General features: G+C 74.6%; 11 protein-coding genes. 6 read left to right on the top strand and 5 right to left on the bottom strand.

Going from position 1 to position 13,167, the window contains the following annotated elements; genetic code table 11:
- Nucleotides 1-185: 185 nt before the first annotated feature.
- A complete protein-coding gene (locus AC6CH6_RS09825; RefSeq protein ID WP_498255004.1) occupies nt 186-1,868 on the bottom strand; it encodes an ABC1 kinase family protein in 1,683 nt (560 codons plus the stop codon).
- The gene (locus AC6CH6_RS09820; RefSeq protein ID WP_498255003.1) at nt 1,865-3,022 is read right to left on the bottom strand and encodes a hypothetical protein; all 1,158 of its coding nucleotides are present in this window, start codon (nt 3,020-3,022) and stop codon (nt 1,865-1,867) included. Before AC6CH6_RS09820 ends, AC6CH6_RS09825 begins: the two co-directional genes overlap by 4 nt.
- A gap of 193 nt (nt 3,023-3,215) precedes the next feature.
- Here AC6CH6_RS09820 and AC6CH6_RS09815 point away from each other — a divergent pair, with 193 nt between their 5' ends.
- Entirely contained in the window at nt 3,216-4,640 is a 1,425-nt protein-coding gene (locus AC6CH6_RS09815) for a hypothetical protein (protein WP_498255002.1), read from the top strand.
- A gap of 66 nt (nt 4,641-4,706) precedes the next feature.
- Nucleotides 4,707-4,910, top strand: coding sequence for a hypothetical protein (locus AC6CH6_RS09810; protein ID WP_017834330.1), 204 nt, complete (start codon nt 4,707-4,709; stop codon nt 4,908-4,910).
- 112 nt (nt 4,911-5,022) lie between these two features.
- Here AC6CH6_RS09810 and pepN read toward each other — a convergent pair whose 3' ends face one another.
- Nucleotides 5,023-7,647 carry an aminopeptidase N gene (gene pepN / locus AC6CH6_RS09805; RefSeq protein ID WP_498255001.1) on the bottom strand — a complete coding sequence of 875 codons (2,625 nt, stop codon included), beginning with the start codon at nt 7,645-7,647 and terminating at the stop codon, nt 5,023-5,025.
- Between the two features lie 139 nt (nt 7,648-7,786).
- Here pepN and AC6CH6_RS09800 point away from each other — a divergent pair, with 139 nt between their 5' ends.
- Both AC6CH6_RS09800 and AC6CH6_RS09795 read left to right on the top strand, forming a co-directional pair.
- Nucleotides 7,787-8,245 carry a DUF2243 domain-containing protein gene (locus tag AC6CH6_RS09800; protein WP_498255000.1) on the top strand — a complete coding sequence of 153 codons (459 nt, stop codon included), beginning with the start codon at nt 7,787-7,789 and terminating at the stop codon, nt 8,243-8,245.
- Nucleotides 8,242-9,027 carry a cytochrome c oxidase assembly protein gene (locus AC6CH6_RS09795; protein WP_498254999.1) on the top strand — a complete coding sequence of 262 codons (786 nt, stop codon included), beginning with the start codon at nt 8,242-8,244 and terminating at the stop codon, nt 9,025-9,027. The genes AC6CH6_RS09800 and AC6CH6_RS09795 overlap by 4 nt, the downstream gene beginning before the upstream one ends.
- Nucleotides 9,028-9,034: 7 nt before the next feature.
- Here the strand turns inward: AC6CH6_RS09795 and AC6CH6_RS09790 are convergent, their stop codons facing one another.
- Nucleotides 9,035-9,307 (bottom strand): hypothetical protein, encoded by a 273-nt coding sequence (locus tag AC6CH6_RS09790; RefSeq protein ID WP_498254998.1) that lies wholly within the window; start codon nt 9,305-9,307, stop codon nt 9,035-9,037.
- The gene (locus AC6CH6_RS09785) at nt 9,304-9,675 is read right to left on the bottom strand and encodes a hypothetical protein (RefSeq protein WP_498254997.1); all 372 of its coding nucleotides are present in this window, start codon (nt 9,673-9,675) and stop codon (nt 9,304-9,306) included. Before AC6CH6_RS09785 ends, AC6CH6_RS09790 begins: the two co-directional genes overlap by 4 nt.
- A gap of 213 nt (nt 9,676-9,888) precedes the next feature.
- Between AC6CH6_RS09785 and AC6CH6_RS09780 the strand changes: the two genes are divergently transcribed.
- On the top strand, nt 9,889-11,526 hold the full coding sequence (locus tag AC6CH6_RS09780) for a carbamoyltransferase family protein (protein ID WP_133410113.1): 1,638 nt from the start codon (nt 9,889-9,891) through the stop codon (nt 11,524-11,526).
- Nucleotides 11,523-13,166: an HAD-IIIA family hydrolase gene (locus AC6CH6_RS09775; RefSeq protein ID WP_498254996.1), complete on the top strand. Its 1,644-nt coding sequence runs from the start codon at nt 11,523-11,525 to the stop codon at nt 13,164-13,166. Before AC6CH6_RS09780 ends, AC6CH6_RS09775 begins: the two co-directional genes overlap by 4 nt.
- The last annotated feature ends 1 nt before the right edge of the window (nt 13,167 follow it).

Raw genomic sequence — 13,167 nt, 5'->3', positions numbered from 1 at the left:
ATCCTGCTCCCCCCGGCTGACCAGGCGCAACGTCCGCGCCCGGGCTCCACCGCCATGCTCTGCCGCGGGGTGGGGGAAGTCAACGGGATGTCGTGCCCCGCCGCGAGTGCGTCCGTGCCGAGTCTGTGCCGGGTCCCCGCGGCGGGGGCCCGGGGCGGAGGCCGGGCGGGCCGCCCCGCCGGGGCTCAGAAGCGGCGGCGGACCCGGATGGTGTTGGCCAGGCGCCGGACCTTGGGCACGTTGGTGGAGAGCACGAGATAGCCGGTGAGCGTGCCCACGGTGGTCGCGCCGCCGGCGATCAGGGGGGTGTGGAACTTCCGCCACCGCTCCGGGTCGGACGCCAGGATGTGGGCCATGCCGTTGATGGACGCGGCGATCACCGCGCCGGCCACCACCTGGTGGCCGATCTTCTCGCCGCGCTTGAGCAGCGGCTCGAACTCGTCGGCGCGCAGGTGGACGTCGAAGCCGCCGCGCTCCAGCACCACGATGAGCCGCCGGAGGTACTCGGGGGCCTCGACGCCCATCTGCACCGCGTCCTGCAGGATCTCGCGCACCCGCTTGGCCAGGATCTCCGGGGAGAGCCGGTGCAGCACGAACCGCTGGGCGTACGGGGCGAGGACCGAGACGAGGTCGAACTCCGGGTCCAAGCCGGTGCCCACGGACTCCGCCGTGACGAGCATCCGCAGGAACAGGGCGGACTCGCGCGGCAGGTGCATCCGGTAGCGGCGCAGCATCCCGATGAGGTCGCCCATCAGGTGGCCCACCCGCACCTCGTGCAGGGGCTTGTTCGCGTAGCGGCGCAGCAGGATCGCCACGTCCCGCTCGAGGTCCTTCTTGTTGACGTCCAGCTCCTGCGAGGTCAGCCCCAGCAGCCCCGCGGCGACCCGCCGCGGGTTCTCCTGCACCACGCCGAGCATCAGGGTCACCAGGTGGTCCCGGAACTCGTCGGTGAGGGTGCCCATCATCCCGAAGTCGATGATCCCGATCCGCCCGCCGGTCTCCACGAAGAGGTTCCCGGGGTGCGGGTCCGCGTGGAAGAAGCCGTGCTCGAAGATCATCCGGCAGATGGCCTCGGTCGAGTCCACGGCCAGCAGGTGCCGGTCGAGCCCGGCGGCCTCGAGGGCGGGGTAGTCGTTGATCTTGATCCCGCGGATCCGCTCCATCGTGAGGATCCGGGAGGTCGAGGCCTCCCAGAAGATCTCCGGGACGTGCACCCGGGGGTCGCCCCTGAAGTTCTCGGCCATCCGCTGGGCGTTGCGGGCCTCCGTGAGGTAGTCCAGCTCGTCCCGCAGGGACTGGGCGAACTCGTCCGCCAGACCCACGAGGTCGAAGTGCTGCACCGCCGGCCAGTAGGTGGACAGCAGCTTGGCCAGCTCCGCGAGGATCTCGAGGTCGCGGTTGACCTCCTCGACGACGCCGGGGCGGCGCACCTTCACGACGACGTCCACCCCCTTGTAGACGGCCGCGTGCGCCTGGCCGATCGAGCCCGTGGCGAGCGGCACGGGGTCGATCTCGGCGAGGATCTCCTCGGCGGCGGAGTCGGGTTCCGACTCGATCATCGCCCGGATCCGCTCCGGCGGCACCGGGGGCGTGCTGTCCTGCAGCCGGGTCAGCTCCTGCACGTACCGCGGCGGCAGCAGGTCCGGCCGGGTCGAGACCACCTGGCCGAGCTTCACGAACGTGGGCCCGAGCTCCTCGAGGGCCTGCCGCAGGTGGACCGGCTGGCTGTAGAGCTTGTCGGGGTCGATGAGCCGGACCCGGGCCAGCGGTGCGCGCCACTCCTCCTTGATCCCGCCGAGGGCGAAGCCGAAGCCGTGCTTCGAGAGGACCTCGAGGATCTGGAGGAAGCGTTCCCGGCGGCTGATCATCGGCGGGCCGCTCCGGTGCTCATCCGGGCGAGGTAGAAGGACATGAAACCGGTGGCGACGGCCACGATGAAGCACAGCGCGCTCACCAGCGGCTCGATGCCGAGGAAGACCACGCCCACCCCGCCCAGCAGCACGGTCATGGCCAGCAGCGCCCACACGGCCACGTGCACCCGGCCGAGCACGCCGGTCCCCGGGCCGGCGGAGGAGCGCTGGGCGGACACGTCGTCCTCGTGCCCGGCGCGCTCCGCGCCCCCGGACCCCGCCGCGGAGACGGCCAGGCCCTTGCGCCACTTCTTCGCGTTGCGCGAGCGGTCGGCCTCGGCCGCGACGTAGGCGTCCGGGACGGGGAAGCTGCCGCCGGGCGGCAGGAGCTCGGGGACGTCGTTGGGCAGCTGCTCGAACCACTCCGCGGGGATGTCCTCCGGACGCGCGGCCTGGAGGGTCATCGAGACCTCGAAGGCCGAGCCGCGGATGGTGCCCCACACCGCGGTGAGCTTCTCCTGCTGGAAGGCGTGGTCGATGATCGGGATGAACTGCTGGGACATCTGGGTGGAGAGCCGGCCCACCTGGCGGCGCTCGTAGAGGACGTCGACGATGTCCAGGGTCTGGCCGTGGTGGTTGCGGACCTTGTTCGTCTCCAGGGTCAGCATCACGCGGCCCTCCCCGGACGGGGGGATGACGCTGTGCAGGTACTCGGCGAACTCCTGCTCGTCCAGGACCTTGATCGACGGGCCCTGCGGCAGCACCGCGGCCTGCGCCGGGGGCGTGTTGAGCGGGAACAGCAGGTCCGGGGCCGCGATCGACAGCCGCGCCGCGGCGTCGACCTCCGCCTGCCCGTCCTGGCGCAGGACCGTGGCCTCCAGCTTCAGCGGCGCCACCGGCGTGTAGCCGGACGCGATGACCCGCGCGAGGTAGGGCCAGTACCGCTGCGCGTCCTGCTGGGCGAGGTGGCCGATCTTGTTGGGCCCGATCCGCACCGAGACGGTGTGGGGGTCGAAGGGGTTGTCCGGCTCCGGGACCAGCGCCGCGTTGCCCGTCCAGGTGCGCAGCTTGCCGAAGGACAGACCGCCGAACACCCGCATGATCTCGGTGTCGTAGAAGTTCTCCGTGACGATCTCCAGAGAGCCGCGGTCGTTGAGCGCGTAGTCGGTCATGGTCTCCCTCGATGGAGCTGGGGCATCAAGTCGTCAATAGCTTCTCACGATTCCCGTGACGCCCGGTCCACCGCCGGGCCCGTACGGTGTCCGCGCTGACTGGTGCAATGATGGCCGATCAGGACACCGGGCGGGCCCCGGTGAGACGCCCCGGGACGAGAGCCGGACCGGGACCCCCGAAGGAGGCGCGCGGATGCCCCAGGGCCAGGACCTCCCGCCCGAGCCGGACCGCCCGGCGGTGGACGTCGACGTGCTGCGCACGCTCTTCCTCAGCCCCGGCGACTGGATCCACCGGCGCGTGGAGTCCGTGCTGATGAGCCCCGACGGGGTCACCCGCCGGAAGGTCTCCCTCGACGTCGACCTCGCCGCGCGCGCCCCGTGGCCGGCCGACGCCGCCGGCCGGCTGCTGGTGCCCGTGACCATCCAGGCCAAGCAGCCCCTGCGCAACTTCGACGCCGTCTGCCAGGGCGACCCCGTCCCGGTCCTCAGCACGGAGGACAACGGCGCGCTCGCCGAGCTGCTGCTGCGCGGACTGATCCCGGAGCAGCTGCCGCTGGCCGAGGCGGCCGTCCTGGCGGACGACCACGTCCCGGCCGTGGTGCACGCCCCCGAGCTGCTCGTGGAGGACGCCCTCGACGGGTTCTGGGCCTACTGCGAGCACCTGCGCGCCGTCGTCCAGGAGCTCGTCGACCGGGGACGGCTGCCGGCGGAGGACGCCGAGCACTGGGAGGCCGACCTCGCCCTGTTCACCACCGTGGCCGACCAGCTGGCCCGCGGCTTCCTGCTGACCTTCGCGCTGCCCGCCGAGTACGCGGGGCGCCGGCTCGTGCTCAAGTACTCGATGGACGAGCAGTACGCCGCCGGCCGGAGACCGCGCGCCCGGGACCGGCTGCGGCACTGCTGGATGCCCTGGGTGGGCCGGGTCGGCCTGCACGACCTCGCGTCCTGCCGCAGCTTCCACCTGGAGCTGACGGTGCCCCCGGAGGTCCGGCTGCACGAGTTCACGGTCCTCTCGCACGAGGGCGGGCGCCCCGGCGGGCCGGGCGGCTCGCACCGGGCGGTGGACCGGGTGCTCGCCGAGGACCGCGCCGTGCGGCGGTGGCCCGGGGCGGTGCGCGGCCACCTGGCGCTGCGGCCCACGTCCCGGTTCGACGACGCCTTCTGCGAGATGGTGATCCTGCCGGCCCGGCAGGGGATCACGGCGTTCGCCTCCGTGGCGGTCAGCCTCATCACCGCGGTCCTGCTGCTCGTGGGGCTCGTCGCCACCGTGCGGGAGCACGTCCTGGGGCCGGGCTGGCAGGTGCCCTCCGCGGCGGCCTCGATCGTGATGTCCGTGGTGGCGGTGCTGCTGTCCTGGATCAACCGGCAGCCCGAGCACGACATCTCCGTGCGCGTGATGCGCCCCCTGCGCTACGCGCTGAACCTGGAGGCCCTGGTCATGCTGATGCTCGCCGGCGCGGCCTCCGTCCCCTTCACCCCGGTGGCGGCCGCGGCGTACTGGTCGGTGCTCGTGCTGCTGCACGTGCTGTCCCTCGTGCTCGTGGCGCGCACCTGGTGGGTGCGGCGGTCCGTGGACCGGGGCTGGTTCACGTCCCGGGCGCGGCGGCACGGCCGATGACCGGCGGCGCTCTGTTCAGTGGGACGGCGGCCTCCTACACTGGAGGTGTCACGGAAAGGATCCACCATGGCCTATGACGCCCGGACCGGTCCGCAGGCGCCCCAGCCGCGCCGCGAGCACCGCAACGACTCCAAGGTGAACCTGCTGCAGCTGGGCAACTCGTCGATGTCGCTCGGCCAGAGCCTCGACCGGCGGGTCTTCAAGTCCAACGAGGACGCCCAGCGCGCCGTCGACCGCGTGCTGCGCCGCTCGGGACGCCCCGCCACCTGAGTCCGCGCCGCCCGGAACCCCCGGGTCCCCCGGACCGTCGCAGTCCCCCCGGTGCACACCGGGGGGACTGCCGCTGCCCGGGGGCCCCGGGGCCGGCCTCGGCGTGCGGGGGTCAGGGGCGCGCCGCCGCCTGCGCCCGCAGCGCCCGCAGCAGGTGGTCCCGCTCCTCGACCAGGATCCGGCGAAGGGCGGCGGGCGCCCCGGCGTGGTTGCTCAGCCACAGCTCCGTGCGGGCGAGCACCGGGTGGTGCTCGGGATCGTGCCCCGGCTCGAGATCGGCGCCGGCGGGGTAGAGCCCCTGCACGATGCGGGTGGCCATCCCGATGGACCGGCGCGCCCACACCTCCTCCAGCATGACGAAGTACCGCTCCCGGTACGGCTCCACCAGCTCCGCCGGGCCCAGCTGGAAGCCGGCGACCGTGGCGCTCAGCAGATCGTTGGACAGCTCGTCACCGGTGATCGCTTCCCACGCCTCGGCCTTGGCACGGGGGAGCGGGCGGGCGGCGCGGGCCCGGGCCCAGCCGACCTGCCCGGTGCGGGTCCGGTCCGCGGCGCGCTCCCGCTCCAGGGCGGCGTCCAGGACGGGGTCCGCGCCGTGGCCGGTGGCCGCGAGCGCCGTCCACAGCGCCCAGCGCAGGTCCGAGCCCAGCCGCAGCCCGGGCAGCGCGTCCCGTCCGCCCAGGAGGTCGCGCAACCAGCCGGCGTGGCTCCCGTCGCGCCGGGCCGTGCGGGCGGTGAGCCGGGCGAGGGCCAGCTGCCGGTCGCTGCCCGGATCCGCCCGGCGCAGCTCCCGGACGGCGGCGTCGAGCAGCCGGCCCCGCAGCCGGGCCCGCCGGGCGGTCGGGGTGAACCGCTCGACGGCCTCCACGGCGTGGTCCACGGCGGTGGAGAACATCCCGGTCTGCGGCTCGGCGAAGCCGTGGTCCAGGACGGCGCCCACCCAGTCCCCGGGGTCGAGCTCGGCGTCCCGGGTGGCGTTCCACAGCCCCGACCACAGCTGGGCGCGGGCCATGTCGTCCTCCACGGAGGACAGGGAGCTCAGGGCCGTGGTGAGCGAGAGCGGGTCCAGGCGGGTCTTGGCGTAGGTGAGGTCCTCGTCGTTGACCACCAGCAGCGGCGCGGTCGAGCCCACGAGCTCGGGGACCTCCACGGAGGACTCGGCGGGCAGGTCCACGCTGACCGTGCCGGTGCGCACCAGGACGTCCCCGGGGCCGCGCTCGTAGCCGCCGAGCAGCAGCCGGTGCGGGCGCAGCACCCCGGCGCCGGGGTCCTGGAGCAGCGCCGCGAAGGTGACGGTGCCGTCGTCGTCCCGGGCGAGGTCCAGGGCCAGCGAGGTGACGCCGGAGGTGCCCAGCCAGGACTCGGCCCAGCCGCGCACGTCCCGCCCGGAGGCCTCCTCGAGCACGGCCAGGAAGTCCTCCAGGGTGGTGGACCCGTAGGCGTGGCGACGGAAGTAGGCGCGGCACGCGTCGACGAACGGGCCGTAGCCCACGAACGCCACGAGCTGCTTGAGCACCGCGGCGCCCTTGGCGTAGGTGATGCCGTCGAAGTTCTGCCGGGCGGCCTCGAGGTCCTGGATGTCGGCGACCACCGGGTGCGTGGTGGGCAGCTGGTCCTGCCGGTAGGCCCAGGCCTTCCGGCGGTCCGCGAACGCGATCCACGCCTCCTCGAAATCCGTGGCCTGCACCGACGCGTGCGCCCCCATGAACTCGGCGAAGGACTCCTTGAGCCACAGGTCGTCCCACCACGTCATCGTGACGAGGTCCCCGAACCACATGTGGGACATCTCGTGCATGAGGGTGTTCGCCCGCCCCTGGTACTGGGCGCGGGTGGCCCCGTCCGGGAACAGGTACTCCTCGGTGAAGGTCACCAGCCCGGGGTTCTCCATGGCACCCAGGTTGTACTCGGGCACGAACGCCTGCTCGTACTTCCCGAACGGGTACGGGTAGCCGAACAGCTCGGTGAAGAACGTCAGTCCCTGCCGGGTGAGGTCGAACAGCTCGCGGGCGCCGGTGGCCGCGTCGAGGTGCTCGGCCAGCGAGGCGCGGCAGTACAGGGCCAGCGGCACGGACATGCGGCTGCCGTCCTCGAAGGAGTGCCGCCACTCGCCCGCGACCCGGTGGTACGGGCCCGCCAGCACCGTGGTGATGTACGTGGAGATCCGCTCCGTGGGGGCGAACTCGTGGCGCACCGCCCCGGGCCGCTCGGCCTCCGGGGCGGGGGACGCCGCCATGCGGACCCCGTTGGAGGAGACCTGCCAGCTGTCCGGGGCCAGGACCGTGAACCGGAAGGACGCCTTGAGGTCCGGCTGCTCGAAGTTCGCGAAGACCCGGCGGGCGTCCGCCGGCTCGTACTGGGTGTACAGGTAGACCCGGCCGTCGGCCGGGTCCACGAACCGGTGCATCCCCTCCCCGGAGCGGGAGTACAGCCCCCGCCCGGCTACCGTGACCTCGTTGGCGGCCTCGAGGGACGGCAGCCGGATCCGCGCGCCCTCCACGACGTCGTCCGGGTCCAGCTCCCGGCCGTTGACCGTCACCGACTCCACGGCGCGGCCGATGAAGTCCAGGAACGTCTGGGCGCCCTCCTCCGCGGCGAAGCGCACCGTGGTCACGGACCGGAACGAGTCCGCCTCCGGGTCCGGCGCGGAGGACAGGTCCAGCAGGACGTCGTAGCTCTCCACGGCGACGAGCTCGGAACGGTCGGCGGTCTCGCGGCGGGTCAGGTTGTCGTTGCGCACCGTGCCATTGAACCACCCGGGCCGGTCCGCCCGCCGGGCCCTGCCGTGCCGGGCCACAGACGGACTGAATCCGGACAGCCGGGGCCCGGGCGGCCGTAGGCTGGGTCGCAACCCCGCCCGCCCGCACCAGGAGGACACCATGGCCGACCAGGACCGCCGGACGGTGATCGCCGGCACGCTGCTGGGGGCGGGCATCGCCGCCTCCGTGGTGGACCTCGCCGTCTTCCACCTGCTCCTGCACTGGCACCACTTCTACGACCTCTCCACCACCGGTGTCGCCCTCGCCTCGGACGGGCTCTTCCACGCCTTCGGCTGGTTCGTCACCGTGGGCTCCCTCTTCCTGCTGGCCGACATCCGCCGCCGCGGCGCCCTGTCCTGGGGCCGCTGGACCGGGGGACTGCTCGCGGGCCTCGGCGCGTTCCAGCTCGTCGACGGCGTGGTCCTGCACAAGGTGCTCAGGATCCACCAGATCCGCTACGACGTGAACCTGCTGGTCTACGACGCCACCTGGATCGGCACGGCCGTGCTCGCGCTCGCCGCGGGACTCGTGCTCCTGCGCCGGACCCGCCCGCACCGGACCGCCCGCCCGCGCCGATGACGCACGACCACGGGACCACCGGCTGGGCGCTCTTCGACGCGACCGTGCTCGCCCTGCTCGTCCTGGGCGCCGCCGGCTGGGCCGCGGGGCTGTGGGCGGCACGGCACCGCGGCCCGTGGCCGGCGCACCGCACGGTGCTGTGGTGCGCGGGACTGCTCTGCGCCGGCACGGCGCTGGTCGGGCCCCTGGCCGAGGCCGCCCGCGCCGGCTTCACCGCCCACATGGCCGGACACCTGCTGCTGGGGATGGCCGCCCCGCTGCTGCTGGTGCTCGCCGCCCCCGTGACCCTGGCGCTGCGCGCGCTGCCCGTGGCCCGGGCCCGCACCCTGTCCCGTCTCCTGCGCACGCCGCCCGTCCGGGCGGTGACCCGTCCGGCGGTGGCCGGGACGCTCAACGCGGGCGGCCTGTGGGTGCTCTACACCACCGGGCTGTACGGCACGATGCACGCCTCCGTGGCCGTGCACGCGGCGGTGCACGTCCACGTCCTCCTCGCGGGCTGCGTCTTCACCGCCGCCGTGGTCGGGGTGGACCCGGACCCGCACCGGGGCTCCTTCCGCGTGCGGGCGGCGGTCCTGGTCGGCTTCGTGGCGGTCCACTCGGCGCTCGCCAAGCACCTGTACGGGCACCCCCCGGACGGGGTCGGGGCGTCGGACGCCCGCACGGGGGCGCAGCTCATGTACTACGGCGGGGACGTGGTGGACGTGGCCCTGATCGTCGTGCTCTTCGCCCAGTGGTACGCCGCCGGGCGGCCCCGCGTCCGGGCGGCCCGGTCCGTGGCCTGAGAACCGGTCACGCCCCGGGGGCCTCGTCCCGCCGGGCCTCGAGCTCCGCCACGAGCTCCTCGTGGCGGTCCTGGGTGACGGGGTGGGGGCCGTCGGTGTTCACGAGGTACTCGTGCTCGAGCTGGCAGACCACCCGGCTGTGCAGGACCTGCAGCTCCACGAGGGGGAGCGCGGAGAGCTCCGCGGGGAAGTCGCAGTCCGGGCTCAGGCACGTGTCGCAGTCCCGGGTGCCCCCGGCGCCGGTGCCGGCCGGCGACGTGGCGACGTCGACGCCGCTCACGCCGCCACCCCGCCCGGCTCGGCGCCGTTCCAGCGCGCGGGTGCCGGCGCGTGCGCACCGGTCGTGGGGCGGTCCGCCTCGGTGAGGCCGAACGGCGCGGGCCGGGTGAGCACCCGGACGGCGCCGCCGGACTCCGGGAGGGGGTCGTGGTCGAGGGACCACCACAGCAGGTCCAGACCGCCCGGGTCCACGTGCTGGGCGCCCGTGAGGTCCACGACGACGGCCGCACCGGGCACCAGGGTGCGGGCGCGGGCCACGAGGGGGGTGAGGACGCGGTGGTTGCGCTCGGTGAGATCGCCGGTGACCACCAGGTGCACGCACCGGGTGTCCAGCTCGATCTGCACGACGACGGACAGGGAGTGGTCCATGGAGGGGTCCTTCCACGACAGGACGTCACGGCCGGCTGCTCGACCCGTGCCATCGAGCCTAGACGCCCGTGACCTGCGTCACCAGTTGTTGCGCCGACTCGTTATGGGACGTGACAGTGCTCCTGGTCCGCCCGCCGAGCGGCCGGGGCGACCCCCGGGGCCGACACGAGATGTATATCAGCCGCCTGATCGTTTTGTGCCATACTCCGGTTCATGAACTACCTGGGTGTCAACGCGATCTTCCACGACCCCGCGGCGGCCCTCGTCGTGGACGGCACAGTGGTGGCCGCGGCGGAGGAGGAGCGCTTCTCCCGCCGCAAGCACGGCAAGCGCCCCGTGCCGTTCTCGGCGTGGGAGCTGCCCGAGCAGGCCATGCGCTGGTGCCTCGCCGAGGCCGGCCTCACGCCCGCCGACCTGGACGCCGTCGGCTACTCCTTCGACCCCGCCATCGCCGCCGAGATGCCGGACGACCCGTACGACCCCGTGCGCGTGGACTACGCCCGGCGCGCCGCCGGGTTCCTGGCCGAGGCGCTCCCGGGCCTGGACCGCGACAAGGTCCGGTTCGTGGAGCACCACGTGGCCCACGCCGCCTCCGCCGGACTCGCCGCCCCCACGCGCACGAGCAGCGTCCTGGTGGTCGACGGCCGCGGCGAGGCGCACTCGCACCTGGCCGGCCGCTACCGGGACGGGGAGCTGGAGATCCTGCACCGCCAGGCCCTGCCCGAGTCCCTCGGCCTGCTCTACGAGTCCCTCACCGACCACCTGGGCTTCCTGCGCTCGAGCGACGAGTTCAAGGTCATGGCGCTCGCCTCCTACGGCGAGCCCCGCTTCCTGCCCGAGCTGCGCGAGATCGTCCGTGCCACGGGCGACGGCGGCTTCCGTGCCCAGGCCCCCGACTGGACCCGCTTCGCGCCCCGCCGGATCGACGACGGCACCTGGGGCGGCGACCACGCCGACCTCGCCGCCTCGGTCCAGGCCGTGGTCGAGGAGGTCCTGGTCGACCTCGCCACCTGGCTGCACGGGCAGACCGGGGACACGGTGCTCACCATGGCCGGCGGGACGGCCCTGAACTGCGTGGCCAACTCCCGGATCTGGCGCGAGACGCCGTTCGAGGAGGTCTGGGTCCAGCCCGCCTCCGGGGACTCCGGGACCGCGCTCGGCGCCGCCCTGCACCTGGCCCAGGAGGCCGGTGACCTCGGCGCGCCGCAGCCCACCGCGGCCCTCGGGCGCAGCTGGTCCGGCGAGGAGCTCGCGCAGTGGCTGAGCACTGCGCAGGTGCCCTTCACCACCCCGGAGGACCTCGCCGGCGAGGTCGCCGACATCCTCGCCGGCAACGGCGTGATCGCCTGGTTCGAGGGCCGCAGCGAGTTCGGGCCCCGGGCGCTGGGCCGCCGGTCCCTCCTGGCGAACCCGATCCACCCCGACAACCTCGAACGGCTCAACGACGTCAAGGGCCGCGAGCAGTTCCGGCCCGTGGCGCCCATGGTCCTCGAGGAGCGCGCCGCGGAGATCTTCGGCGGCGGGCCGCTGCCCAGCCCCTTCATGCTCTTCGTGCACGACGTGGCCCCCGAGTGGCGGGAGCGGATCCCCACGGTCACCCACGTGGACGGCACCGCCCGGATCCAGACGGTCACCGACGAGGACAACGCCGGGATCGCCGCGCTGCTGCGGGCCTTCGACGAGCGCACGGGCGTGCCCGTCGTCGTCAACACCTCGCTCAACACCGCCGGCCGGCCCATGGTCGACGACCCGCGCGACGCGCTCGAGCTCTTCGGCTCCGCCCCGGTGGCCGCGCTCGTGCTCGGCCCGCACCTGGTCCGCCGCGCCGCCTTCTTCGAGGGGGCCGAGTGACGGCCGCGCCCGCGACCTACGCCGTGGTCGTCCCCTCGATGGGCCGGCCGAGCCTGCAGTGGCTGCTCGACACCCTCGCCGCCCAGGACGTCGACGCCGACCACCCGGGGCCGATCGAGGTCGTGGTGGTGGACGACCGGCCCGGCGACGTGGAGCCGCTGCGGCCCAGCGTGCCCGGCGCCGTGGCCTGGACCGTGCGCACCGTCCGCGGCTACGGGCGGGGCCCGGCCGCCGCGCGCAACCGGGGCTGGCGGGTCGCCCGCCGCTCGGGGGCGCAGTGGATCGCCTTCCTCGACGACGACGTGGAGCTGCCGGCCGGCTGGGCCCGGCGCCTGGCCGAGGACCTCGCCGCGTGCGGGCCCGAGATCGGCGCGACCCAGGGCCGGATCGACGTCCCCCTCCCGGGCTCCCGCCGGCCCACCGACTGGGAGCGCAACACCGCGTCCCTGCAGGACGCCGACTGGGCGACCGCGGACATGGCCTACCGCACGGCCGCGCTCGAGGCCGTCTCCGGCTTCGACGAGCGCTTCCCCCGGGCCTACCGGGAGGACGCCGACCTCGCGCTGCGCGTGCGCCGGGCCGGGTGGCAGCTGGTGCGCGGGCATCGCCGGATCACCCACCCCGTGCGGCCCGCCGACGACCTCGTGAGCCTGCGCGTGCAGGCCGGCAACGCCGACGACGCCCTGATGCGCCGCCTGCACGGACCCGACTGGCGCCGCGCGGCCGAGGCTCCTCCCGGGGGCTTCCGCTGGCACGCCGCGACGGTGGCCGCCCTGGGCGCCGCGGGCGCGGGCGCCGGCGCGGCGCTCACCGCCGCCGCCCTGGGCCACCGGCCCGCCCGGCGCTCCGCCCTGGCCGCGGCCGGCGCCGGCGCCGCGGCGTGGGGCTGGCTGACCGGCCGGTTCGTGCTGCTGCGCACGGTCCCGGGCCCCCGTCCGGGCGACCCCGAGTTCCTGCCCGAGCTCAGCCGCATGGTCCGCACCAGCGCCACGATCCCCGTGGCCGCCGTGCGACACAAGGCCCGTGGCTGGTGGCGGCACCGGGGCACCGGGCCCTGGCCCGTCCCGGTGCGCGCCGTGCTCTTCGACCGCGACGGCACCCTGGTCCACGACGTGCCCTACAACGGCGACCCGGACGCGGTCGAGCTGGTCCCCGGGGCCCGGGAGGCGGTCGACGCCGTGCGCGCGGCCGGGCTGCGGGTGGGCGTGGTGTCCAACCAGTCCGGCATCGGCCGCGGCCTGCTGACCCGGGAGCAGGTCGACGCCGTCAACGCCCGCGTGGCCGAGCTGCTCGGCCCCTTCGACACCTGGCAGCTGTGCCCGCACGCCCCCGAGCAGGACTGCGCGTGCCGCAAGCCTCGGCCCGGCATGGTGCTGGCCGCGGCCGCGGAGCTGGGCGTCGACCCCTCCGAGTGCGTGCTCGTCGGCGACATCGGCGCGGACGTCGAGGCCGCCCAGGCCGCCGGCGCGCGCAGCGTCCTGGTCCCCACCCCGGTGACCCGCGAGGAGGAGGTGGCGGCCGCCCCGGTGGTCGCCCCGACCCTGCGCGAGGCCGTCGCCGCCGTCCTGGCCCCCGCGGCGGACGGGGGGACGGCCGCCCGGCCCGACGCCCGCCCGGTCGCGGCCGGGGCCAGGAGCTGAG

This window comes from Kocuria sp. GQ42 (assembly GCF_059758435.1).
This window is presented reverse-complemented; position numbering and strand designations above follow the sequence as displayed.

What these genes read in the sequence shown, in the direction of transcription:
- AC6CH6_RS09785 (WP_498254997.1), bottom strand. Translation starts at nt 9,675, where the DNA reads ATGGACCACTCCCTGTCCGTCGTCGTGCAGATCGAGCTGGACACCCGG.
- AC6CH6_RS09825 (WP_498255004.1), bottom strand. Translation starts at nt 1,868, where the DNA reads ATGATCAGCCGCCGGGAACGCTTCCTCCAGATCCTCGAGGTCCTCTCG.
- AC6CH6_RS09780 (WP_133410113.1), top strand. Translation starts at nt 9,889, where the DNA reads ATGAACTACCTGGGTGTCAACGCGATCTTCCACGACCCCGCGGCGGCC.
- AC6CH6_RS09810 (WP_017834330.1), top strand. Translation starts at nt 4,707, where the DNA reads ATGGCCTATGACGCCCGGACCGGTCCGCAGGCGCCCCAGCCGCGCCGC.
- AC6CH6_RS09800 (WP_498255000.1), top strand. Translation starts at nt 7,787, where the DNA reads ATGGCCGACCAGGACCGCCGGACGGTGATCGCCGGCACGCTGCTGGGG.
- AC6CH6_RS09820 (WP_498255003.1), bottom strand. Translation starts at nt 3,022, where the DNA reads ATGACCGACTACGCGCTCAACGACCGCGGCTCTCTGGAGATCGTCACG.
- AC6CH6_RS09795 (WP_498254999.1), top strand. Translation starts at nt 8,242, where the DNA reads ATGACGCACGACCACGGGACCACCGGCTGGGCGCTCTTCGACGCGACC.
- AC6CH6_RS09815 (WP_498255002.1), top strand. Translation starts at nt 3,216, where the DNA reads ATGCCCCAGGGCCAGGACCTCCCGCCCGAGCCGGACCGCCCGGCGGTG.